A 23337-nucleotide genomic window follows, 5' to 3' on the forward strand; every position below is an offset into this window, starting at 1 on the left:
ACTATACACGCATCGGCATAACAACATATTGATAATTCATCTCATCACCCACTTGGTAGATGAGTGCAGGTTTTACCGACTCAGTCATCTCAATGCGAATATCGCCATGCAAGACTCTTAGTACTGCACGCAGATAGGTTTCATTGAATAATACCTCAAGTGGCTCACCTTGATAGCTGACAGAAAGATACTCCTCTGCTTCATCTTGCTCTCTTTGGTTGCGTACGCTTACTTTGACTTTATCAGCCTCTGCAAAATCAAACAGCACGCCTGGCGACTCTTTGCTGACCAATACCGACAGGCGACGCAATACCTCAACCGCCTCATCTTTATTAAATACCGCTGCCTTATCATAGCTTGGTGGCAACACTCGGCGATAGTCTGGGAACTTACCCTCAATCAAGCGTGCCACCATAGTTACCTGCATACCTACATAATCACTGTCACTACCAAATGTCAAAGATACCTGCAAAAACTGCTCATCAAAGCCTAGCGACACCATCTCATCTTCTGTAGACTTAACAATTTCACTCAGTAGTCTTTCAAGCTCACCCACCGCTTTACCAGGGATAATGACACGGCGTTCATCATAACTGGCACTCAATACTCTGTGAGCCACCGCCAATCTATGCCCATCTGTCGCCACAACCGTCAGTTTGTCTTGATGAATCTCAAACAGCATACCCGTCAAATAATGACGGACATCTTGGGTTGCCATGGCAAAACGGGTGTGATTAATTAAATCAAATAAGGCAGCACGATTAATATCAATAGCGGTAGCCACGCTTGGTGTGCCAATGCTTGGAAAATCCTTAGCAGGCAAGGTTTTTAAGGTATATTTAATCTTGCCACCAACCACCAAACAGCGTGAATCACCAACATCAAGCGTTACCACTTCATCAGACAACGCCTTACAAATCACAAACAGTTTTTCGGCAGGTAAAGTGGTCTCACCTGCTTCAATGCAAGCACCTTCTGGTAGATGCACCCGAGCGGTTAATTCAAGCTCCAAATCAGACGCCACCAAAGTCAACAGACCATCTTCTAAAACAAACTTAATATTTGCCAAGATAGGTCCTAAGCGGTGATGCTTATCTGCCGCCTTTGCCACAAGGCTGATGGCATTAATCAGGGTGTTACGATTGATGGTTAATTTCATTGCTACTTCCTAATTTTTAATGTATCTATGTTACTCATTTTTTAAGACAAACACAAGTTTTGTTTGGCTACAGCATTCATCATTCAAATTCCAATGTTGCTTTTAAGGCTTGATAGGCTTTTTCCACCTTTACATCACTTAAACGCAACTCTTCAATCGCCTTGCAAGCGTGCATTACGGTCGTGTGGTCTCGCCCACCAAAAAACTGTCCAATCTCAGGAAAGCTGTCTTGAGTTAACTCACGAATCAGCGCCATCGCCATCTGGCGTGGTCTTGCGATATTACGACTGCGTTTTTTACCCATCAAATCCTTGGCGGATACACCATAATACTGAGCGACCAAATCACGGATATTATCAGCATTAACCGCCCTAGCTCGTGCCTCAACATGATCCTTAATGGCGTGACGCACTAAGGATAAACTAACAGGCTCCTCTGACATGGTAAAACTTGCATGCACTTGATTTAACGCACCCTCTAAGCGGCGAACATCAGGGGCGACATTTTGGGCGATAAATAATGCACATTCCTTAGGCAGCCCCATGTTTAAGATACTTGCCTTTTTTTCCAAAATTTGCACCCGCATATCAATATCAGGTGGCTCAATCAGTAAGTTTAGCCCACCAGAAAACCGTGATTTAAAGCGTTCATCAAAGTTATTTAGTTGGGTTGGCTGTCTGTCCGATGCCAAAATAATGCGGTGTTTTTTATTTTTGCCAAATTCACTAAAAATTGTCAACAGTAGCTCAGATACTTGTGGTGCGGTTTTGGCGTTAATTAGATGAATATCATCAATAATCAGCAAATCCGCCTTACAAATCCTTTTGACCAACTGGTCCACTTTATTATCTCGAAATGCCTCTTTGGTGATGCGAAAAAAGTGGTCTTTGGTCAAACAACAAAACTTCAACCCAGCTTTTTGATAACGGTGTGCCACCGCATGCATCAGATGCGTCTTACCCAATCCTGATGAGCCATACAAAAACACCAAAGGGTATAGACTACTCCCTGCCTTTTTTCCCAAATCATAGCAAGCATTATAAGCAAAGGCGTTAGACTTACCCTTAACAAAAGCATCAAAAGTATAATGCTCTTCTATTTGCTCACTTTCATCAATCTGCGTACTTACCTTGCTTTTTTTCAAAGTAGGCTTATCGCCTTTTGGTTCAGCCTCAATTACCTTGGCAACCGCCAAACGAACCTCACCTACCTCTGGTGGAGCACAACGCTTGACAGCCTCTTTAATCAGCTCAAGATGATGCTTATTGACATGCTCTACAAAATAGTGATTGATGGCAGATAACACCAACACACCGCCATCTAAGCTCGGCTGTAGTGGGGCAAGCCAGCTTGTAAAATCCACCTCTGACACCTCAGAAGACAAAAATTCTAAGCACTGTTGCCAAAACTTTACCGAAGTTGGTTGCGATTTAGGCAACTTAGGCGGACTCTCCCCATCTTCATCAAACAAGTACATCTTTGAACAATCCTCAAAACAAAAATACCTAAAAGTTTGTTTATTTTAAAAATATTAAATAAACCTTTAAAAAAATATTAATTAAGAAAAAATAATTAATATATTAATTTTTATTAAACAATAAAGAAAAATCTAGGTATTAAGCAAATTTTGGTGAAATATTAGCATACTTTTGCCAAAATTCAAATATAAATTTTCTGTGGATAACTTTATGGAAAATATTGTGGATAACTAAAAATACTGTTTTTCCCACATATTCTCAACACTTAATATACAATTTTTTCCACAAGTTAACTTGATGATTTTTATTATTTTTTATTAGTTATCAACATAATTCTATATACTTTATTATTACCATTATTATCTCTATAATATAATAACAGAGAAAATGAAAATCTGTGGATAACTTTTTTATTAACCGCAGTCAAAGCCTTGCTATTATTACATATTAACCTACCAAAACATAGTTCAGCTCTTCAAATTTTGTGTTACGCTACAAATACACAAAAAAATATTATGATTGCATAATGATGTTTTTATAAGAGAAATCTATTTTGCTCTAAGCATGAAATTTTATAACAACAAACCCATTTGAATTTAAAAAACAACATGTCTTGACAAGCAATTTTATTTTTGATAAAATTTCTGCGTTTTTTGCCTTATTTGGCTAAATGACAGTTTGAGACGGCCACAGTTGTTAAGCTGCGGCATATACAGTATTCACTATTTCAGGCTTCTGCAGAGCTTAGTGATTCTAATTAACCTTAAGGTGTAACATGAAACGTACTTTTCAACCAAGCGTTCTAAAACGCAAGCGTACCCACGGTTTCCGTGCTCGTATGGCTACTAAAAAAGGCCGCCAAGTTTTGGCTCGCCGCCGTGCTAAAGGTCGTCATCGTTTGACCGTATAAGCAACCACGCACTAAAAAGCACCACCTTGTTGGTGCTTTTTTTATTTACCATTTTTTGATATTCCTATATACTGATATTTTTTTCTTTAAGCATGATTATATGACCATTGAGTTGTTTTCTTTTACTAAAAATCATCGATTACTGCAGCCTACTGAATTTAAGTTGGTGTTTGATGCTCCCATAAAAAAGATCCATAGCAAACACTGCATTGTGTTTATTAAACCCAATCAAAAAAATACACCCAGATTAGGACTCGCTATTACTAAGAAAAAAGTTAAGCAGGCCGTGCTTCGCAATAAGATCAAACGCTGCACCAGAGAAGTGTTTCGTTTGCATCAGCATTGTATTGGTGATATAGATTTAGTTCTTATTGTTAAGATTAGCTTAACAAAAGAAGTAGATATTTATGCTGAGATAGCAGAGATTTTTGAGAAAATTAAGAGCTTGTATCCAAAATTTTATTTATAGAATATTTTTATAAATAATGATTGGTATGGATTAATCATTAAAAATGTTGTGCTAAGTCTGTCATGATAAAAAAAGTGCTAATTGGATTGATTTGGTTTTATCAAAAGGCCATCAGTCCTCTGATGTCTGCTCGCTGTCGCTATTATCCAAGTTGCTCGCACTATGGTAGGTGGGCGATTTTGTGGCATGGGACTTGGGCAGGATTGCCTTTGGTGGCTAAACGCATTTTAAGTTGTCATCCCTTGGGTGGCTCTGGTATAGACTTTGTGCCTGTGCCAATGTCTGTGTATCACTATCGGTATGTCGGCAGTAAATCAAATCATTCTGGTATTGGGGTATTTACTGATGATTTTGATTATGTTGGTAGATTAAATCACTTGATGCGAACCACTTAGTCTGCCAGCTTTTTAAGAATTTTCTAGGTTTTTGGCGTAAATTTTAGTAAAATAAAGGGTTTACTCACAATTTATTCATAAAATGTTGTCAAGGTGCGTCTTTTTGTGTCGCCCAAACGCATTATTAGGAACGATTCCATGCAAAAGATTCTGCGGATTTTAATCATCATTGCCATCTTAATCACAACCTATTTGCTTGTGTTGGCTTGGCGAGATGACTTAATGAATATACCAAAAGCCCCTTCTGTGCCAACACAGTCAAGCGTGGCTGATGTCCTTGCCGTCAGCAGTGGAGATGTGCCAGTGGCAGCAGGGCAAACGGCTGATGTCCCTGCATCTACTGCAAGTACTGCCAATCTCATTAGCGTCTCAACTGACCGCTATGACATTCGTATCAATCCTGTGGGTGGCGACATCGTTTATGCCGCCCTTAAACAGTACAACGAAGCACTAGATAGCAAGGAGTATTTCACCTTACTTGAGTCAAATGCTCGCACTTATGTGGCACAGTCTGGCTTGATTGGCAAAGATGGCATTGATACAGCATCAGGTCGTGCAACTTATACCAGTCCTAAGACGCATTATGAGTTAGATGGTTTGGGTGAGCTAAGAGTACCATTAACTTACCAAAAAGATGGTTTGACCATTACCAAGACCTACACTTTTAAGTCGGGCGAGTATCCAATTAAACTAAGTTATAATATTAACAATGCTTCTGCTGCAGCGTGGCAAGGTCAGATGTATGCACAATTAAAGCGTGATGATAGTGCTGACCCTGGTGTTGAGAACAAAGGCATGATGGGTATGGCAACTTATTTGGGCGGTGCTTGGGGTACGCCTGATGAGCCATATAATAAGCTTAAATTTGGCAAATTTAATGATGGCGAATTAAACATCACTAGCAAAGATGGCTGGGTGGGTATTGTTCAGCATTATTTTGTCTCAGCATGGACGCCTGGTGAGTTTGATGGGCAATTTTATAGCCGAACCAGTGGGCAGGATTATTTTATTGGTTTTAATAGCCCTATGGTCAATGTGGCATCAGGCAAGCAAATCACTTTGGATGCAACTTTGTATGCAGGTCCAAAGGTGCAAAAAGAGCTTGCTCCTGTGGCGGTTGGTCTTGAAAAGACGGTGGATTATGGCTTGCTTTGGCCAATTTCTAAGACTTTATTTGCGATACTAGAAGCACTTTATAAAGTGCTTGGTAATTGGGGTTGGGCGATTATTGGCTTAACCATTTTGGTAAAAATCGCTCTATTTTGGCTGTCGAATAAAAGTTATGTATCCATGGCAAAAATGCGAGCCATTGCCCCAAAACTACAAGCCCTAAAAGAAAAGCACGGTGATGACCGCATGGCGATGAGCCAAGAGATGATGCAGTTGTATCGTGACGAGAAGGTAAATCCAATGGCGGGTTGTTTGCCAATTTTGCTACAAATGCCGATTTTTCTAGGTTTGTACTGGTGTTTGGTAGAGTCTGTGGAACTTCGCCACGCCCCTTGGATTTTATGGATTAAAGATTTGTCAGCAATGGATCCATGGTTTATTTTGCCTATCATCATGGGTGCGACCATGTTCATTCAGCAGTTGCTAAATCCGCAACCAACCGACCCCATGCAAGCAAAAATGATGAAAATCATGCCGCTTATCTTTGCTGCATTCATGCTGTTTTTCCCAGCGGGCTTGGTGCTTTACTGGACGGTAAATAACTTGTTTAGTATGGCACATCAGCACTGGGTGAATAAGCGTGTTGGAAAAGAGATGCAATCTAACGCTTAATTGGTGCTTATACTTATAGCAATCCCGCCTTTTGGCGGGATTGCTTATTTTGTGTTATGCCTTTTTTTATAAAAATGTTACAATAAACAATCTAAAATTTGAGTATTATCATGTCATCAGTTAGCACCATACAGCAGCCAACCATCGCCGCCATTGCCACACCTATTGGTCAAGGTGGGGTAGGTGTTATTCGTCTATCAGGCAAGAGTGCCTATGATATTGGTTGTCAGATCAGTCAAAAAGCCGCTTTGAAACCCCGCCATGCGTATTTTGCTAAGTTCATGGGTGAGTATGGATTGATTGATGAAGGGGTGATTATTTATTTTAAAGCACCACATTCGTTCACAGGCGAGGATGTGGTGGAGATTCAAGGGCATGGTGGTATTGTGTTGCAAAATCTGCTGTTATCTCGCTGTTTTGAGTTGGGAGCAAGGCAGGCGGTAGCGGGCGAGTTTTCTATGCGTGCTTTTGAAAATGACAAGATTGATTTGGTGCAAGCAGAGGCAATCAGTGATGCCATCAGTGCTACTTCTATCGCTCAAGCGACCAGTGCGATCCGTTCTTTATCTGGTGAATTTTCCAATAAAATCAATGACTTGCTAGAAAACCTAACCACGCTCCGCTTGTATGTAGAGGCCAGTATTGATTTTCCTGACGAGGAGGATGTGGATTTTTTGTCAGATGGTGTAATTGAGTCAAGGATTGATGAAATCTTGAGGAAGCTTGAGTTGATTTTATCAACAGCTGAACAAGGTCAGTTGCTTCGAGACGGTGTCCATGTGGTGCTTGCAGGTAAGCCTAATGCAGGTAAATCTAGCCTGCTTAATCGCTTAGCAGGTACAGAGCGTGCCATCGTAACTGACATCGCAGGCACGACCCGAGATACGCTAGAAGAGCAGTTAAATCTAGATGGGTTGATGGTGCATCTGATAGACACTGCAGGATTAAGGCATACCGAAGATAAGGTAGAGCAGATTGGTATTCGCCGTGCCAAAGAGGCGATTGGTCAAGCAGATGTGCTACTTATGGTGTATGATGTGGTGTTAGAGAGCGATCCTGTTGCGTTGGCTCGCACGCTGTTTAATACAGATGACTTTGATTTGATTGCTAAAAAGTTAATGATGGTTGCTAATAAGTCAGACTTGTTGAATGGCATTCAGATTCCACATGAAACATTGGAAGTTGGCGAATGTATCATTTCTCCAACTTATGTTTCATGTGAAACAGGTGGGGGTATTGATGAGCTTGTGGTTCAGCTAAAGCAAAAAGTAGGATTTCATCCACCGGAAAATAGCTTAATTGCTCGTACCAGACATCTTGACGCTTTAAAGCGTGCCAAAGATCATGTGCTAGATGCTAAGGAGCAATTAACAGTGTTTTTTGCTGGTGAGTTAGTGGCGGAGAGTCTAAGGTTGTCACAGCAGGCATTGGGCGAGATTACCGGTCAAATGACAGCAGATGAATTATTGGGTAGGATTTTTTCAAGTTTTTGTATTGGTAAATAAAAAAAGGTGGGTTTGTGCATTGTCCTTATTGTGGTGTGGTAGATACCAAAGTGATAGATTCTAGGCTTGCTGCAGAGGGTTCTCAGGTGAGACGGCGGCGACAATGTGCTGAATGCGGAGAGCGGTTTACGACTTTTGAGGTGGTTGAGGTGGTTATGCCACGCATCATCAAAGCAAATGGGCGTATTGAACCATACGATCAAAACAAATTGAAGCGTTCCATTTTTCTGCCCCTGCAAAAACGCCCAATCATGACCGAAGAGATTGACGCCACCATCAGCCGTATTGAACAAAAAATACGCAATATGGGAGAGAGGGAGGTGTCTAGTAAGATACTAGGCGAGGTGGTGATGTTGGAGTTGAAATCGTTAGATGATGTTGCTTATGTGCGCTTTGCCAGTATTTATCGAGATTTTCAAGATATTGCTGCATTTCAGGCGGAGCTTGCCAATATCCATGCTGATGTCATAACTAAAAAGTAATGAGATAATACCCGTGAATTTATCAAGTTTACCAATAAATAAAGCAAAAATAGCATTTCATTCAGATGATGTGTATTACATGAATTTGGCAATTGAAGAGGCAAAAAAAGGGCAATTTACTGCCAGACCCAACCCTATAGTTGGCTGTATTCTTGTTAAGAATAACTTAATAATAGGCAGAGGGTTCCATCCACAAACTGGATTGTCTCATGCTGAGGTTTTTGCCTTACAAGATGCTCAAAATTGCGGTGCTGATGTACAAGGAGCGACTGCCTATGTAACGCTTGAGCCGTGCAGTCATACAGGTCGAACGCCACCTTGTGCTGATGCACTTATCCGATCAGGGGTGTCTAAGGTAGTGGTTGCTTGTCTTGATGCTAACCCTTTGGTGTCAGGGAGGGGTGTTTATAGGTTGGAGCAGGCGGGCATTGAGGTTGTTGTGGGTGTTTGTGAGCAGGCTGCCTATGAGCTCAATCGTGGGTTTTTAAAAGCAATGCAAACCGGCAAACCTTATGTCCGCCTAAAGATGGCCATGAGCCTAGATGGTCGGATAGCCATGCAAGATGGTGAATCAAAGTGGATTACAGATGCAGAAGCCAGAGAAGATGTGCAATTACTAAGAGCAAAAAGCGGTGCCATCATCACAGGTTCTGGCACCATCATCGCTGATAATCCTGCTTTGTCGGTGCGATCATCTCGCTTGGGTGTACCAATGGATAACATTGTGCAGCCAAAAGTTGCGATACTTGATAGGCGTGGCAGGTTGCATGCCAACAGCCCCTATCAAGTATTTGACCGTGCAGATACTATGATTTGGCGTGAAGGGCTTGATGAGCTACTTGATGAGTTGGCGATGTCTGAATGCCGTGATGTCTTGGTGGAGGCAGGTGGTGGGTTGGCAGGGGCTTTTATTGCACAAGATTTGGTTGATGAGTTGATTATTTATCAAGCACCTTGCATCTTAGGTAGTGGTGCGAAGGCGGGGTTTGAGTTGACGCTTGAGCGATTCTCAGCACAAAAACGATTTGATTTGGTTGAATATCAAAAAATCGGTCAAGACTTAAAAATAGTACTAAGACGCAGTTAGAATGGGTTTTGGGATTGTATGAAATCTTAAAAATTAAGTTATCCACAGCATAAATTCATTGATTTGATTCAAGGATTCTTTTATTTATATATAAAACATTTGCTGTGGATAACTTTGCATTGATCTATGTTTATTTGGTATTTTTTTATTTAACTTATTGATTTTTATTGATAAATAATTTTGTTTTTTACAAGATTTGTCTTGTGGATAAGTTTTTAATAGAATTTTGTTGTCAATAAAATGTATGTGCTTGCAGTTGGGTTATCCACAGGTTTATGTGTTTAAAATTTGACTTGATTTCTTGGGTTAAGATTGGTAGTGATAAAGAGGGTGGAATGATTAAGGCGGAAAGATGTTTACAGGAATCATAGAAACAACTGGTGTACTAAGTGCTATTACCCCGATAGGTGGAGATGTTCGATTGGTTATTCATGCTCCTAATTTGGATTTTAGCGATGTGAAATTGGGTGATTCTATTGCATCTAATGGCATTTGCTTGACGGTAGTGGCGGTTGATGGCGATAGTTATGCGGTTGATGTTTCACGGGAAACATTGTCCATGACAGCACTAAATGACTGGAAAGTTGGCGACACAGTAAATCTAGAAAAAGCAATGCTTCCAACCACTCGTTTTGGGGGGCATATCGTGGCAGGTCATGTTGATGGTGTGGGCAAAATCGCAAAAATCGCCAAAGATGCTCGCTCAATTTATATAGAGGTTGCTATACCTGCTGAACTTATGAAATATACAGCCGATAAAGGCTCTATCACGGTAGATGGCATTAGCCTGACCACCAACCGCATCAAGCCTGCTGAAAATATTGTCTGCCTAAATATCATTCCGCATACTGCAGACATGACAAATATTGCTCGCCATTGGATGGTGGGTCGAGCGGTGAATATTGAAGTGGATTTGGTGGCGCGCTATCTGGAGCGACTTATTGGCATAAAATCAAATACAACCCAAAGCAACATTACTGAAGAGCTGCTACTTAAAAGCGGGTTTTTTAGGTAGTTTATCAAGTTTTATCATCACTGATAAAGATGTGGTTGCTAAGGTAAGTGATTAAACAACATTATATAAATAAAACATAGATAAAGTATGCTCAAAGGACAGGTATGACCGATAAAAAATTACGCTTGGTGTTTGCAGGAACGCCTGAATTTGCTAAAGTTGCTCTACAGACTTTGCTTGATAACCAAGATGCTCTTAATATTGACATCGTGGCGGTTTATACACAGCCTGACCGCAAGGCAGGTCGTGGACAAAAATTGACCGCAAGCCCTGTTAAACAATTGGCATTATTGCATGATATCCCTGTGGAGCAACCGCAGAGTTTTAGTTTAAAGAGTGAGCAAGGCTTGGTTTCACGTGAAACATTGGCGAGCTATCAGCCTGATGTCATGGTTGTTGCTGCATATGGGTTGATATTACCATTGGGTGTGCTAAATATGCCAACCTATGGTTGCCTAAATATTCATGCTTCGCTACTGCCCAAATGGCGTGGTGCAGCTCCAATTCATCGAGCGATTTTGGCAGGTGATAAGACAACAGGTATTACCATCATGCAGATGGCGTTGGGACTAGATACAGGCGATATGTTGCATAAGGTAGAATGTGCAATCAGCGATATTGACACAACTCAAAGTCTGCATGATAAGTTGGCTGACCTTGGCGGACAGGCGATTGTTTCGGTGCTAAAAAATCTCAAAGATTATCAGCACAACGCCAAAGCTCAAGATGATATGCTTTCTAGCTATGCCGAAAAAATCACCACTGATGAGGGGCGGGTTGATTGGACAAGCTCTGCCGAGCAGATCAATCGCCAGATTCGCAGTTTAAATGCCTATACCTTTATGAATGGCGAACGCATCAAAATTGTTGAGTGTTTGCCCATCAAACATGACCAGACTACCACAGCACCTGTTGGTACAATCGTCAGTGTTGGGCGAAAAGCGATTTTAATCGCTTGTGGGACTGCTGATAATGGTGAACAACATCTGATTAATATTACCAAAATGCAATGGGCGGGGGGTAAGCCATTGACCGCTGAGCAAATTGCAGTGGGCGATAAGTTGCAAGATGGGTGGGTGTTTGATTGAGAATATGCCAAAATTTAAAAAAATAATTCAAAAAAATGATTAAAAGCGATTTATATGAATAAACAACCATCGGTGCGTGCTAATGTTATCGCCACTCTTGAAAAAATCCATCAGGGACAATCGTTGTCATCATTGCTTGATGGGCTATTAAATGCCACTCAAGATAATGAGCGAGGCTTTGCTCATGAGTTATTGTTGGGTACGCTACGCCAGTGGCACGCCATCAGTCGTATTGGTGAAAGTCTAATAAAGATACCGCCCAGCGATGTTAGCATCACTTGTGCGTTGAACATGGGGATTTATGAGCTTATCTACATGAGTACGCCTGCCTATGCGCTCATCAATGAAACTTTAAATGCTGTTAAAGAACTTGACAAGAGTTATGGCGTGGGGTTGATTAATGCCATTTTAAGAAAAGTGGCTACAAGTCCTGAAAAGTTTGCCAAAAAAATCAATAAAAACCACAGTTTACCCAACTGGCTTGCCAAGCAATTAAAGAGCGATTGGGGAGTGTATTATGAGCCAATCGGACAATCTTTGCGTCAGGTAGCCCCTGTATTTTTAAGGGTTAATCCAAAGTATATCACGCTTGATGAGTACGCCAAAAAGTTGGCAGATGCTAGCATTGCTTATGATATCCTGCCTTTGGGGGTTGGTGATGAATGCGTAATTAAACTGGTTGATGGCGTTAGAATCGCTCAGTTACCAAACTTTACTGATGGTTATGTCAGTGTGCAGGATCGTCATGCTCAGTTGTGTGGGCATATCTTGTCAACACTAAACTTGCCTGATGAGTTAAAAGTTTTGGATGCTTGTACTGCTCCTGGTGGTAAGCTAGCACAGCTACTTGAGCTGAGCGGTGTAGGTAAGTTTCATGTGAAACGCATTATTGCTTTGGATAATGACGAAAAACGCCTAAGTAGGGTGCATGACAACCTACATCGCTTATCGCTGACAGATGGTGTTCAGGTCATCTGTGCTGATGGGCGAACCTATCAGAGTGATATACCTTTTGATATGATTGTGCTAGACGCACCATGTACTGCCACAGGGGTAATTCGTAGGCATCCTGATATTGCCCTGCTTAGAGATGAGCAAGATATTGTGCAAACGGTGCAGTTGCAAGCCCAAATCTTAGCCAATTTATGGCAAAACTTAAAGGTTGGTGGCTACCTTTTGTATGTTACTTGCTCGCTGTTAAAAGTTGAAAACGAATACCAATTATCAAACTTTTTAAATGCACACTCAGATGCTAAAGTGGTGGACTTTGATTTAACCTTACTCAATCAGATTAAGCAAAGTGTTGGCTATCAATGTTTGCCTTTTGATAATGATGATGGCGATGGGTTTTATTATGGTTTATTACAAAAAATAGCCGTGTAGCATTATTGTCTTTGTATTTTTTGTGTATAAATTATTACATAAACTGGGCGTGGATTATGCTAAAATTTAGTGATTTATTGTGATGAGATGAGAGAATAATGAAATATATCAGTACTCGTGGGCAGACTGCCCCTATGTCCTTTAGTGATGTACTACTCATGGGGCTTGCACCCGATGGTGGTCTGATGTTGCCTGAATGCTATCCACAGGTTGATCGTGCGACTTTGGATGCTTGGCGACAGTTGTCGTATCCTGAGTTGGCATTAGAAATCATGAGTTTATTTGCCACCGACATTCCTTGTGAAGAGTTGCAGGCACTTATTAACAAGACCTACACCAAAGCGGTGTTTAACAGTGATGATATCACACCTGTTACTCATCTGTATGATGAGCTGTATTTACTTGAGTTATCGAACGGTCCAACCCTTGCTTTTAAGGATATGGCGATGCAGTTTTTGGGCAATGTCTTTGAGTATGTACTGGCAAAAAAAGGTGAACGCCTAACCATCATTGGTGCAACATCGGGCGATACAGGTTCGGCTGCTGAATATGCTTTGCGTGGTAAAGAAAATATTCAGGTATTTATGATGTCTCCGCATGGCAAGATGAGTGCCTTTCAGCGTGCCCAAATGTATAGCCTAGATGATGACAATATCCATAACATTGCCATCGAAGGAATGTTTGATGATTGTCAAGATATCGTCAAGGCACTGCAAGAAGATGCTGATTTTAAGGCAAAATATAGCCTAGGTACGGTTAATTCCATTAACTGGGGTCGTATTCTGGCTCAAATTGTCTATTACTTTAAAGGTTATTTTGGGGCGACGACCAACAATGACGAAACGGTGAGTTTCTGTGTGCCGTCTGGCAACTTTGGCAACATCTGTGCTGGACACATTGCTCGTGAGATGGGTCTGCCGATTGACCGTCTGATTGTGGCGACCAACGAAAATGATGTGTTAAATGAATTTTTTAATACAGGTAATTATGCCCCACGCAAGGCGGATGAGACTTATGTTACATCAAGCCCATCAATGGATATCTCAAAAGCATCAAACTTTGAACGCTTTATCTATCTACTCTTGGGTAAAGATGCTAATCGGGTAAGTCAGCTATTTGGTGATGTGAAGACTGGCAAGGGGTTCGAATTGTCTGAGCATCTGACTGATATTCAAGATAAATTTGGGTTTGTTGCTGGTAAATCTACCCATGCTGACCGCCTGACCACCATTAAGGAGGTGTATGCCAAGGCGGATCGTCTGATTGACCCTCACACTGCAGATGGCGTAAAAGTTGCTCTTGAGCTACAAAAAGCGGGCGAGCGTATTGTTGTTGCTGAGACGGCATTGCCAATTAAGTTTGAAGAGACGATGACTGAGGCATTAGGTCAGGTAACTCTACCAAGACCCATTCATACGGTTGGTTTAGAGGACAAGCCCCAGTTTGTAACAGTACTTGCTAATCGCTCTGAACTGGTTGCTAAAGAAATTGAGCGATTTGTTTTGGCTCGTTGATTATTGATGAGTTGGGGTGAATGATTGGTAAACAGCCATGCTCTTTGGGTTTGGCTGTTTTTTCAAAATGGTTATTTATAAGCATTGTTATTTTTAAAGGGTGGTATGACTTATCAAAATTTAAATAGTCATGAGTCGGTGTTGGCATTATGGTATATTGTCAATACCTCACTGTCGTCTTATTATAAGCTGATTGATGCTTATGATGATGCACACACAGCTTTGCTTGCGACAAAAGAAGCATGGCAGTCGCTATCCATTCATGCTGCTCATCTAAAGCGATTTGAAGACAGTAGTGATGTACTTGCCTTTGTTGGTCGGGTGTATGATGAAGTGTCTCGTGGGGCATATGGACTATTGTTTATGGATGATGACGACTATCCTGAGCAATTACAAACCATCTACGACCCGCCACCTGTGTTATTTTATCGAGGGGGGATTGCACGCCTAACAGATAGGCAGATTGCCATCGTTGGTAGCCGAAATCCGACCGAACATGCCCGAAAAATCACCTTTGATTTGGCACAGTATTTGGTGCAATCTGGTTTTAGTATTACCAGTGGTCTGGCACAGGGTGTGGACCGTGAGGCACATCTGGGGGCACTAAGTCAAGATAAGCTAAAAGGCTGTACCATCGGTGTGATGGGTACAGGCATTGATGTGTGCTACCCAAAAAACCATAATGCTTTGTTTGCTCAAATCATCGCACAAGGTGGTGTGCTGATTACTGAACTTTTACCAAGCACACCTGCCAGCAAACACACCTTTCCACGCCGCAACCGATTGGTAGCAGGTCTGTCATTGGCAACGGTAGTTACCGAAGCTGCCCTACAAAGTGGTTCGCTGATTACTGCACGCCTAACCGCTGAACAAGGTAAACAAGTATTTGCTGTGCCAAGTTATATTGATAATAAGAATGCAGAAGGTTGTCATCATTTGATTCGTGAGGGGGCAACACTGATTTATCATCCTGACCAAATCATTGAAGATGTCTGTGGTGGTATGCCATACAATGCCTTACCCAAATCATTCTCTAAAGGTGTATCAGCTTTTATTGATGCCACGACTGACACCAGTCAAGAAACAGCGGGGCGACAGACGCAGACATCAGCCATCACATCAGAAATACCATCACACTTATCATCACTGATGCAGTGTATAGAACTTACACCTAAAGATTTAGATACTTTGGTTGCACAGACAGGCATGGATATAGGTATGCTATTGGCACAGCTTGTAGAACTAGAACTGCTTGGATTGATTACAAGTGTTGGAGGTCGTTATGGGCGAGTATAGAGTCTTTGAGATGGATGATACCGAGGCGGTGGCAACATTCTTAAAGTCAGGCGGTGTGCTTGCCTATCCAAGCGAGAGTGTGTGGGGGCTTGGTTGCGATGCGTATCATCAGCAGGCGATAGAGCGGATTTTTAGGCTAAAGGTTCGTTCAGAGCATAAAGGTCTGATTGTGCTGACAGATGGTGTGGAGAAGTTGTCGCCTTTGTTGGCGGAATTACCCCAAAAGATGCAAGATATGCTCATGACAGACATAAGGCAACGATACAATTCGTTTGATGTTCGCACTGCCACGCAAGCTCAGACTTGGCTAATGCCTGTGGCAACATCGGCTGGCTTGCCCTGCGTACTGACGGGTGGTTTTGATACTTTGGCGGTGAGGGTAACGCATCACCCTGTACTAGCAGGGATTTGCCAAGCGTTGACTGATGTGAATAATCCTTATGGTTTTTTGGTATCAACCAGCTGTAACTTAAGCGGTCAACCATCTGCCACCACACTACAGGAGGCGATGGCGTATTTTGGGCATCAGGTGGGTTATTTAAACGCAAAGAGTTTGGGTTTTGGTAGTCCTAGTCAGATCGTTGATATTAAGACAGGTAAAATTTTGCGATGATTTAACCGTCACTCCATTTATCAAACATATAATCCATCATTATTGATGGATTTTTTAAATCATTCATGGTGTTGTGTTATTACATTTCTATGATATTAATGATATAATATTTCTATTTTTCTGATATGGAGTTTTTGATGGTAAAAAATGCGTTGCATCTGTCAGTGGGGGCGGTTTTGTTTGGCTGTAGTATGAGTGCGTTCGCTGATGAGGTGTTGCCTATACCGTCCATACCATCTGCACTGCCTGAGGTGCTATTAGATACGCTGGTGGTTGAATTGCCTACAGCAAGGGTGGATGCCACCCCTTTTGGTGGTGCCAAAAAGATAAGTGATGTGGTTGTTAACAAAGAAACACTGCAAACCAAACCCACCACGCTAGGCGATGCTTTAGATGGGGAGCTTGGTATTCATTCCAACCAGTTTGGTGGCGGTGCATCTGCCCCCATCATTCGTGGACAAGAAGGAAAGCGCATTACCATCTTGCAAAATAACGCTGATGTCATCGATATGGCACACCTATCACCTGACCACGCAGTGATGGTGGATACCGCTTTAGCACGGCGTGCTGAGGTGGTGCGTGGGGTTAGTACTTTGTTATATAAGTCTGGCAATTCGGCAGGTGTGGTAAATGTTGTGGATAATAAAATTCCATGCACTCTACCTGCCAAGCCCATTGATGCCGAAGTGAGCGTTCGCTTTAACACAGGCAATAACGAAAAGCTAGTAACGGGTGGATTGACTACCCAGCTTGGCAGTCATTTTGCCTTACATGTTGAGGGGCTACATAAGACTTCGAGCGACTACGCCACGCCTGACTATATTCATCAGAGCTTTGATTCTTTGAAGGATTTGGATAATTATGTAGCCGCTCCCAATCGCCTTGCTAGCTTGAATGCTGAATATGAGGTATTCAAACAGGGTAAAAAACTACACTGGCGTGATGAGAATCACTACATTCGCTCCGATCGGGATTATCTAGAACAAAAAGAGCAGTATGAATCGCATCTAAATGCCGTTAAAGAAACTCGCCTTGATCATCTGCCACACAGCTGGGCAGACTCAAAGTCGGGCAGCGTTGGCATATCTTGGGTGGGTGAGACTGGATTTTTGGGGGCGTCAGTTAGTGAGCGAAAGGATAAGTATGGCTTGCCTGCACATAACCACCTGTACGAAGGTTGTGGTGTGATTTCTACCTTTGATGCCATTCGCACCAAGCCTTACTTGGCAAGATACCCACAGCTCATCAATGCTGATGATATTAACTATATCAATCCACGCCCTGACTGTGGCAAGCACATCCATAATCATAGCGGTTCTCAGCATGGCTCGCATGGTGTGGTTGCGGAACACGAAAAGGTTGGCAACCCATATATTGACTTAACCACTCGCCGTTATGATGTGCGTGGCGAATGGCAGAACCCAACGCCACTCATTAATAAAGTTCGCATCAATGCAGGCGTGGTGGACTATCAGCATGATGAAAAAGAAGGTGGCGCCATCAATACTTCTTTTAAGAATAAAGGCAAGACTGCACGGCTTGAGTTGACGCATCGCCCAACAGACCGCTTTAGTGCTTTTTGGGGTGTGCAATACATCAAACAGGATAACAGCGGACTATCACCGCAGACAAAGTGGCGAAAATTGCCACTACTTACGCACAACACTTTAACCAATCAAAGTTTGTTTGGCGTGGGACAATATAAACTGGGTAATGTTGAGCTAGAATTGGGCGGGCGTACCGAAAAACAGACAGTAGCGATGGACTATGACATTGACTATATCAAAGATAGAATCAAGAATCATCGTCTCGTGGCTCTAAAAGGCGAGGCGTTGGACAAAGCCATCAATGATGCGATTGATACAACCAAACCGCATGAAAGCCATGCCAATTCGTATGGCGTGGGTGTGCATTGGAGATTTTTGCCAAATTATCGTCTGTCTTTTAACGCTTCTTACCAAGAGCGATTACCAAATGCTCAGGAGTTATACACGCATGGTATGCATCTGGCGACAAATTCTTTTGAGATTGGTAATCGCAACTTAACCAAAGAGCAGTCAAAAAGTTATGAATTAAGCCTTGATTTTAAGGGCGAGAAGTTTGATTATCAAGTATCTGGATATCTGTATGACTTTGATAATTATATCTACCTGCACACCATTAACGAATATCTAGGCACTGCCAAAGTTAATCATCCGCTACACCTACGCATCAACCGCTATGATCAGTCGCCAGCCAGATTTTATGGCGTGGAAGCGAAAGTTGGCTATCGATTCTCACCGAATTATTATGGCTCGATTTTTGGGGATTATGTGTATGGTAGGCTACATGATTTAGCACCGATTGTCAGTCGCTATGAGCCAGCAGGATTTTTTGGCAAAGAAATCAAAGAATATACCAAACCCAACGACCGCTACACGCCACGCCTGCCACCGATGCGAGTAGGGGCAAAAGTTGAGGCCGAATTTAATGAAAGCTGGTCGGGGGGTGTTGAATATGTACGAACCTTTAAGCAGACCAAGACTTCAGGTTTTGAAAATGCTACAAAAGGGCATCATCTGCTAAATTTAGGGCTAAATTATCAAGGCAATCAAGGCGATGTGGATTATTCGGTGTTCTTTAAAGCAAATAACCTACTGAATCAAAAAATCTATGCTCACGAGACTTTTTTGCCAAACATTCCACAGATGGGCCGTAATTTTAGCATTGGGGCGACCTTTAAGTTCTAAGGTTGTGGCTAATAAGTTAATTAGCATGAATAAAAAGATGGGTGTGATACCCATCTTTTTATTTTAAAAAACAGCTTAATTAATCTACAGATTGGTTTTGTCATTAAGTGCGTTTGGTAAAAAACTCATAAATGAACAATACGATGATTGCACCAATCACCGACAGCACCAAACCGCCAAATCCACCGTTCGCTTGGATACCAAATGCACTGGCAATAAAGCTACCGACAGCTGCACCAACAATACCTAAAATAATGGTTAAAATCCAACCCATGCTATCAGCACCTGGCTTGATTGCACGAGCTAATAAACCTACCACAAGTCCAGCAATAATTGACCCAATCATCTTTTTCTCCTCAATTTTGTGTTTTAAGATTTTGCAAAACCTTTAAGATTTTTAAAAAATTTTTTACAACCTTGAGATTTATTATACAAGATTATGTGAGCTTGTGCTGTGATCTATAAGATGGATTTGTATAGAGTTTGTGGCTTAAAAAACCATCTTTATCCATAGAGCAACCAAACAGTTATTTTATGTGAATCATTCACCACCCGTATCATCTAGGGGCAGAGACCGACTCAACAATATTTAAATCAAAGCCTGAGACATTAAATTTGGCAGGGCTTGATAGCAGTCGCATATCTTGAACACCCAAGAGTTTTAAAATCTGAGCACCCACACCAATACTGCGGTAAGGCTCTTGGGATTGATGTATGCTACTATTGACTTTGCATTTATCCAAAGCATCACTTAGGTTTAGTGGACTGCCATCGTCAATCCATACAAACACGCCTCGCTCGCTGTTTCCGATTTCTTGTAGGGCTTCACGGATTGTCCAACCTGTCTTACCTGTGGTGTTATCACTTGCACCCAATAGGTCTCGTAGTGGGTTTAGACTGTGTACTCTTACGGTACTAACACCGCTTGATGGGTCGCCTTTGGTGAGAGCAAGGTGAATTTCGTTAGCACCATATTCTTGGAAGCGATGCAAGGTGAATTGTCCAAATTCGCTATCAAAATCCTGTGAATCAATAAGCTCAACTGTCTGCTCATTCGTCATGCGATAGTGAATCAAGTCAGCAATCGTGCCAATCTTTAATCCATGCTCTACCGCAAAGACTTCAAGGTCGGCACGACGAGCCATCTCACCGTCCTCTTTGATGATTTCGCAGATGACCGCAGATGGCTCAAGCCCTGCTAGGCGAGCCAAATCGCAACCTGCTTCGGTATGTCCTGCTCTGTGCAATACACCACCTTTTTTGGCAACGATAGGGAAAATATGTCCCGGACTGACGATGTCGGTTGGCTTGGCATAAGGTGCAATGGCTTTTTGGATTGTCAAAGCACGGTCGGCTGCTGAAATGCCTGTAGTAACCCCTGTGGCAGCCTCAATGGATACAGTAAAGTTGGTGCTAAATTTGGCACCGTTTTTACCGCTCATCAGCCCAAGATTGAGTTGGTTGGCTCGCTCTTCGGTGATGGTTAGGCATACCAAGCCTCGTGCGTGCTTGATCATGAAGTTGATGGCTTCAGGTGTGATGTGGCTTGATGCGATGACAAGATCGCCTTCGTTTTCACGGTCTTCATCATCCATTAAGATGACCATTTTGCCTGCTTTGATGTCTTCGATGATTTCTTGGGCGGTATTTAGAGCCATGAGAATCTGCCTGATTTACTGATGATTTATTAAATATGGGGGTGATCTGGGTTTTATAAAGAGTGATTTGTAGATTTTTGTATTTTGGTTTTTATTGACCAAAAATATAGGGTCGGGTGGCAAACCATGCAACACCAACATTTACCACCATGAGTACTAGCAAGGCAGTAAGTGGCGTTTGCCAATCTTGATAATAATTAAATAGCTTACCAAGCATGAGCGGTCCAAAAAATGCAATGGAATAACCGACTGCTTGCACCATGCCAGAGACATCTCGTGCGGTATCGCTGTCGTGTGTGCGAAGTGAGAACATCATGAGTGATAGTGTAAAAATAGATGCCGCTCCTAGTCCCATTGATAGCGACCACAGATGCAAGTATCTAGGTAGCCAAATTAGACCTGCTACGCCAATCGTGTTCAATACCGCTGCCATCATTGCCACCATACGCACAGGTACACCACGATTAACCAACCAAGTTAATCCGATGATGGTAAAAGGGGCGGCTATTTGAAAGGTCAAAGCAAGCTGAGTGGCATCTTCAAGGATAAGCCCTTTGGCAACGCCAATCATTGGCAAAAAAGTCGCCAAACCGTAAAACAACATTGACTGAATACCCATAAATACCGCCAAAACCCATGCGTTGATATCCTTCCATGCGTTAAATCTTAATTTGTCTTGATTGGTAGCTAAGGTGTTAGGTGGTAATAATGCCGACCTTAATGATGAGTAGCGAGCAATGATGAGCCATACGATGAGCGTTGCCATACCAACGAACGCCCATAGACCCATGCCAATCCGCCAACCAACAGCGTGTGTGATGGGCAGTACCGCCCATGCGATAATCCCCGCAAACACTGACATACATAGGCTAAGTAGCCCTGTCATTAAGGCGATGTGATTTGGGGCGTGTTTTTTGATGATGGGAGCACCAAGTGTATTAACAAAACCAATGGCAATCGCCATCATCGCCGTTCCCATGAAAAATAGCGATGACTCATCAAGCACACGCACAAGAAGGCTTAGGGTAATCAGCCCAATCATTGATACTAGTGTCATCTCAAGACCAAATCGCTTGGCGATATAAGGTGATAGCAGTGAGCCTAAGGCAAATGCAGGCATTGGTAAAGCTCCAAGCCAACCAATCATGTCGTCATTAAGCCCTAAAGCATCTTTTAAGATGGGTGCAACCGAGCCTAGCATCACGATGGGTGCTCGCATATTGATGGCGAGCAGTACCAATGCTATGGCAAGAAAGGCGATGGGAATGGCTTTGGCTGATGATGGCTTTGGCTGTTGTTTCACGTGAAACAATCCTTGTGGCTGCTGAATAAAACGAACTTTATATGCGTGTTTGGCGATAAAGTATCTGGTACATATTTAGTTGTATGGGTGTTATTTGTTGGGTTGGTATTATTCTATCACATATTGAGCGTGCTGGTGTTGGGAGGTTGTGATTGTAAGCCAAACACCCAAATGACTAAATTGTCTTATTGGGTCTTTACGCTTGCCCTTTTAGCCACTTGATAAAAGCAAAACTTGCCTGCTCTTTTTGGTTATCCGCAAATTGATAAAAGCATTTACCCATAAGGTGATCGGGTAGATACTGCTGTGGATAATAATGATTGGTATAATCATGCGGATAAACATAGTCAATGCCGTAACCTGCTTTTTTCATCAGTTCGGTTACGCCATTTCTAAGGTGAAGTGGTACAGGCGAACTGTCGTTTTTGACGAAGGCAAGGGCTTCATTCATTGCTTTATAGGTGCTGTTGGACTTAGGCGAGGTGGCAAGATAAACGGCTACTTGGGCAAGAATGATTCTTGACTCTGGCATACCAATAGACCGCACTGAACGCAAGGCGGTATCAGCAAGCAGTAAGGCATTGGGATTGGCAAGCCCGATGTCTTCAGAAGCTAAAATGACCAAACGGCGAGCAATAAATGCAGGGTCTTCGCCAGCACTTAGCATCCGAGCAAGCCAATAGATACTAGCATCCGCATCCGAACCACGCACCGATTTGATGAAGGCGGAGATGATATCATAGTGTATATCGCCTGCTCTGTCATAGCGAGGTAGCACGGTTTGGGCGATATTTTGTAGTAGGGTATCGTCTATGATTAGTTGGTTGTTGTCCGAGTTTTGACAAGCGATTTCTAATAAATTTAATACCTTACGAGCATCTCCATTAGCAAGATATGCGATGTCTGCAAGGTTGCCTTGCACCGTGAAGTGTTTTAGCACCTTATCAATCGCTAACGCTCTTTGTAGCACCTTGACCAGTTCGTCTGCTGTCAGTGGCTCTAAATGATAAACCTGACAACGAGACAGCAGGGCATTATTGATACTAAAAGACGGGTTTTCAGTGGTTGCACCGATGAGTGTGATTTTGCCAGACTCTACCGCTCCAAGCAGGGCGTCTTGTTGGGATTTGTTAAAGCGATGAATTTCGTCAATAAAAAGCACAGGTGAGCCAAAATCTAGACCGCCAACTGTACTTTTATCACTGTCTATTAGTTCACGAAGTTCTTTGACGGTCAAATCAAGAGCGGATAGTAAATGAAATTCACGCCCAATCGCATTGGCAAGCAGTCTTGCTAAGGTTGTCTTGCCAATGCCAGCCTCACCATACAAAATCAAGCTTGGTAGATGGCGGTTTTTGACCATTTGGGCAATGGGGGCATTCTCGCCCAGTAGGTGCGTTTGACCGACAATGTCGGCGAGCGAGCGTGGGCGAACTCGCTCGGCAAGGGGGGTGGTGGGGGTGCTTGTCAT

The 23337-nt window shown here is 42.5% G+C and carries 20 protein-coding genes; 14 read left to right on the forward strand and 6 right to left on the reverse strand.

Annotated features, from left to right (window positions below):
* Position 1: 1 nt before the first annotated feature.
* Together dnaN and dnaA are read right to left on the reverse strand one after the other, a co-directional pair.
* Positions 2 to 1159 (reverse strand): DNA polymerase III subunit beta, encoded by a 1158-nt coding sequence (gene dnaN, locus ACERC6_RS08290; protein WP_373628625.1) that lies wholly within the window; start codon positions 1157 to 1159, stop codon positions 2 to 4.
* A 79-nt stretch (positions 1160 to 1238) separates the two neighbouring features.
* Complete coding sequence (gene dnaA, locus ACERC6_RS08295; protein WP_373628626.1) at positions 1239 to 2636, reverse strand: chromosomal replication initiator protein DnaA; 1398 nt, start codon at positions 2634 to 2636, stop codon at positions 1239 to 1241.
* A 776-nt stretch (positions 2637 to 3412) separates the two neighbouring features.
* Between dnaA and rpmH the strand changes: the two genes are divergently transcribed.
* The 14 genes from rpmH (at position 3413) to ACERC6_RS08365 (ending at position 18905) form a co-directional block, all read left to right on the forward strand.
* Entirely contained in the window at positions 3413 to 3547 is a 135-nt protein-coding gene (gene rpmH / locus ACERC6_RS08300) for a 50S ribosomal protein L34 (protein WP_003662232.1), read from the forward strand.
* 100 nt (positions 3548 to 3647) lie between these two features.
* Positions 3648 to 4016: a ribonuclease P protein component gene (rnpA, locus tag ACERC6_RS08305; RefSeq protein WP_373628628.1), complete on the forward strand. Its 369-nt coding sequence runs from the start codon at positions 3648 to 3650 to the stop codon at positions 4014 to 4016.
* Positions 4017 to 4078: 62 nt separating this feature from the next.
* Positions 4079 to 4411, forward strand: a complete 333-nt coding sequence (yidD, locus tag ACERC6_RS08310) for a membrane protein insertion efficiency factor YidD (protein ID WP_284673680.1) — start codon at positions 4079 to 4081, stop codon at positions 4409 to 4411.
* A gap of 138 nt (positions 4412 to 4549) precedes the next feature.
* A complete protein-coding gene (gene yidC / locus ACERC6_RS08315; protein WP_373628629.1) occupies positions 4550 to 6193 on the forward strand; it encodes a membrane protein insertase YidC in 1644 nt (547 codons plus the stop codon).
* A 110-nt stretch (positions 6194 to 6303) separates the two neighbouring features.
* Entirely contained in the window at positions 6304 to 7698 is a 1395-nt protein-coding gene (gene mnmE, locus ACERC6_RS08320) for a tRNA uridine-5-carboxymethylaminomethyl(34) synthesis GTPase MnmE (protein WP_373628630.1), read from the forward strand.
* Between the two features lie 14 nt (positions 7699 to 7712).
* Complete coding sequence (gene nrdR, locus ACERC6_RS08325) at positions 7713 to 8180, forward strand: transcriptional regulator NrdR (protein ID WP_284673677.1); 468 nt, start codon at positions 7713 to 7715, stop codon at positions 8178 to 8180.
* Positions 8181 to 8229: 49 nt separating this feature from the next.
* Positions 8230 to 9267 carry a bifunctional diaminohydroxyphosphoribosylaminopyrimidine deaminase/5-amino-6-(5-phosphoribosylamino)uracil reductase RibD gene (gene ribD, locus ACERC6_RS08330; RefSeq protein ID WP_373628668.1) on the forward strand — a complete coding sequence of 346 codons (1038 nt, stop codon included), beginning with the start codon at positions 8230 to 8232 and terminating at the stop codon, positions 9265 to 9267.
* A 352-nt stretch (positions 9268 to 9619) separates the two neighbouring features.
* Complete coding sequence (locus ACERC6_RS08335) at positions 9620 to 10282, forward strand: riboflavin synthase (protein ID WP_373628631.1); 663 nt, start codon at positions 9620 to 9622, stop codon at positions 10280 to 10282.
* A 104-nt stretch (positions 10283 to 10386) separates the two neighbouring features.
* Positions 10387 to 11370, forward strand: a complete 984-nt coding sequence (gene fmt, locus ACERC6_RS08340; RefSeq protein WP_373628632.1) for a methionyl-tRNA formyltransferase — start codon at positions 10387 to 10389, stop codon at positions 11368 to 11370.
* A gap of 54 nt (positions 11371 to 11424) precedes the next feature.
* The gene (gene rsmB, locus ACERC6_RS08345; protein WP_373628633.1) at positions 11425 to 12753 is read left to right on the forward strand and encodes a 16S rRNA (cytosine(967)-C(5))-methyltransferase RsmB; all 1329 of its coding nucleotides are present in this window, start codon (positions 11425 to 11427) and stop codon (positions 12751 to 12753) included.
* Between the two features lie 98 nt (positions 12754 to 12851).
* The gene (thrC, locus tag ACERC6_RS08350; RefSeq protein WP_373628634.1) at positions 12852 to 14267 is read left to right on the forward strand and encodes a threonine synthase; all 1416 of its coding nucleotides are present in this window, start codon (positions 12852 to 12854) and stop codon (positions 14265 to 14267) included.
* Between the two features lie 105 nt (positions 14268 to 14372).
* Positions 14373 to 15563, forward strand: a complete 1191-nt coding sequence (gene dprA, locus ACERC6_RS08355) for a DNA-processing protein DprA (protein ID WP_373628635.1) — start codon at positions 14373 to 14375, stop codon at positions 15561 to 15563.
* Positions 15550 to 16176, forward strand: a complete 627-nt coding sequence (locus tag ACERC6_RS08360) for an L-threonylcarbamoyladenylate synthase (RefSeq protein ID WP_373628636.1) — start codon at positions 15550 to 15552, stop codon at positions 16174 to 16176. Before dprA ends, ACERC6_RS08360 begins: the two co-directional genes overlap by 14 nt.
* A gap of 137 nt (positions 16177 to 16313) precedes the next feature.
* Positions 16314 to 18905: a TonB-dependent receptor gene (locus ACERC6_RS08365; protein WP_373628637.1), complete on the forward strand. Its 2592-nt coding sequence runs from the start codon at positions 16314 to 16316 to the stop codon at positions 18903 to 18905.
* 103 nt (positions 18906 to 19008) lie between these two features.
* On the opposite strand, the gene ACERC6_RS08370 is transcribed toward ACERC6_RS08365, so the two are convergent.
* From ACERC6_RS08370 to ACERC6_RS08385, 4 genes are all read right to left on the reverse strand, one after another.
* On the reverse strand, positions 19009 to 19251 hold the full coding sequence (locus ACERC6_RS08370; RefSeq protein WP_373628638.1) for a GlsB/YeaQ/YmgE family stress response membrane protein: 243 nt from the start codon (positions 19249 to 19251) through the stop codon (positions 19009 to 19011).
* Between the two features lie 211 nt (positions 19252 to 19462).
* Positions 19463 to 20563, reverse strand: a complete 1101-nt coding sequence (gene ribB / locus ACERC6_RS08375; protein WP_373628639.1) for a 3,4-dihydroxy-2-butanone-4-phosphate synthase — start codon at positions 20561 to 20563, stop codon at positions 19463 to 19465.
* A gap of 91 nt (positions 20564 to 20654) precedes the next feature.
* On the reverse strand, positions 20655 to 21866 hold the full coding sequence (locus ACERC6_RS08380; protein WP_373628640.1) for a CynX/NimT family MFS transporter: 1212 nt from the start codon (positions 21864 to 21866) through the stop codon (positions 20655 to 20657).
* Positions 21867 to 22062: 196 nt separating this feature from the next.
* Complete coding sequence (locus tag ACERC6_RS08385; RefSeq protein WP_373628642.1) at positions 22063 to 23337, reverse strand: replication-associated recombination protein A; 1275 nt, start codon at positions 23335 to 23337, stop codon at positions 22063 to 22065.

It is taken from the genome of Moraxella sp. E33BD (assembly GCF_041807865.1).
GTDB classification, from domain to species: Bacteria; Pseudomonadota; Gammaproteobacteria; order Pseudomonadales; family Moraxellaceae; genus Moraxella; species Moraxella haemolytica.

Bases quoted from the DNA above. Each gene is read 5' to 3' on its own strand.
- dnaN (WP_373628625.1), bottom strand. From the start codon at position 1,159: ATGAAATTAACCATCAATCGTAACACCCTGATTAATGCCATCAGCCTT.
- dnaA (WP_373628626.1), bottom strand. From the start codon at position 2,636: ATGTACTTGTTTGATGAAGATGGGGAGAGTCCGCCTAAGTTGCCTAAA.
- rpmH (WP_003662232.1), top strand. From the start codon at position 3,413: ATGAAACGTACTTTTCAACCAAGCGTTCTAAAACGCAAGCGTACCCAC.
- rnpA (WP_373628628.1), top strand. From the start codon at position 3,648: ATGACCATTGAGTTGTTTTCTTTTACTAAAAATCATCGATTACTGCAG.
- yidD (WP_284673680.1), top strand. From the start codon at position 4,079: ATGATAAAAAAAGTGCTAATTGGATTGATTTGGTTTTATCAAAAGGCC.
- yidC (WP_373628629.1), top strand. From the start codon at position 4,550: ATGCAAAAGATTCTGCGGATTTTAATCATCATTGCCATCTTAATCACA.
- mnmE (WP_373628630.1), top strand. From the start codon at position 6,304: ATGTCATCAGTTAGCACCATACAGCAGCCAACCATCGCCGCCATTGCC.
- ACERC6_RS08335 (WP_373628631.1), top strand. From the start codon at position 9,620: ATGTTTACAGGAATCATAGAAACAACTGGTGTACTAAGTGCTATTACC.
- fmt (WP_373628632.1), top strand. From the start codon at position 10,387: ATGACCGATAAAAAATTACGCTTGGTGTTTGCAGGAACGCCTGAATTT.
- rsmB (WP_373628633.1), top strand. From the start codon at position 11,425: ATGAATAAACAACCATCGGTGCGTGCTAATGTTATCGCCACTCTTGAA.
- thrC (WP_373628634.1), top strand. From the start codon at position 12,852: ATGAAATATATCAGTACTCGTGGGCAGACTGCCCCTATGTCCTTTAGT.
- dprA (WP_373628635.1), top strand. From the start codon at position 14,373: ATGACTTATCAAAATTTAAATAGTCATGAGTCGGTGTTGGCATTATGG.
- ACERC6_RS08360 (WP_373628636.1), top strand. From the start codon at position 15,550: ATGGGCGAGTATAGAGTCTTTGAGATGGATGATACCGAGGCGGTGGCA.
- ACERC6_RS08365 (WP_373628637.1), top strand. From the start codon at position 16,314: ATGGTAAAAAATGCGTTGCATCTGTCAGTGGGGGCGGTTTTGTTTGGC.
- ACERC6_RS08370 (WP_373628638.1), bottom strand. From the start codon at position 19,251: ATGATTGGGTCAATTATTGCTGGACTTGTGGTAGGTTTATTAGCTCGT.
- ribB (WP_373628639.1), bottom strand. From the start codon at position 20,563: ATGGCTCTAAATACCGCCCAAGAAATCATCGAAGACATCAAAGCAGGC.
- ACERC6_RS08385 (WP_373628642.1), bottom strand. From the start codon at position 23,337: ATGACAAGCACCCCCACCACCCCCCTTGCCGAGCGAGTTCGCCCACGC.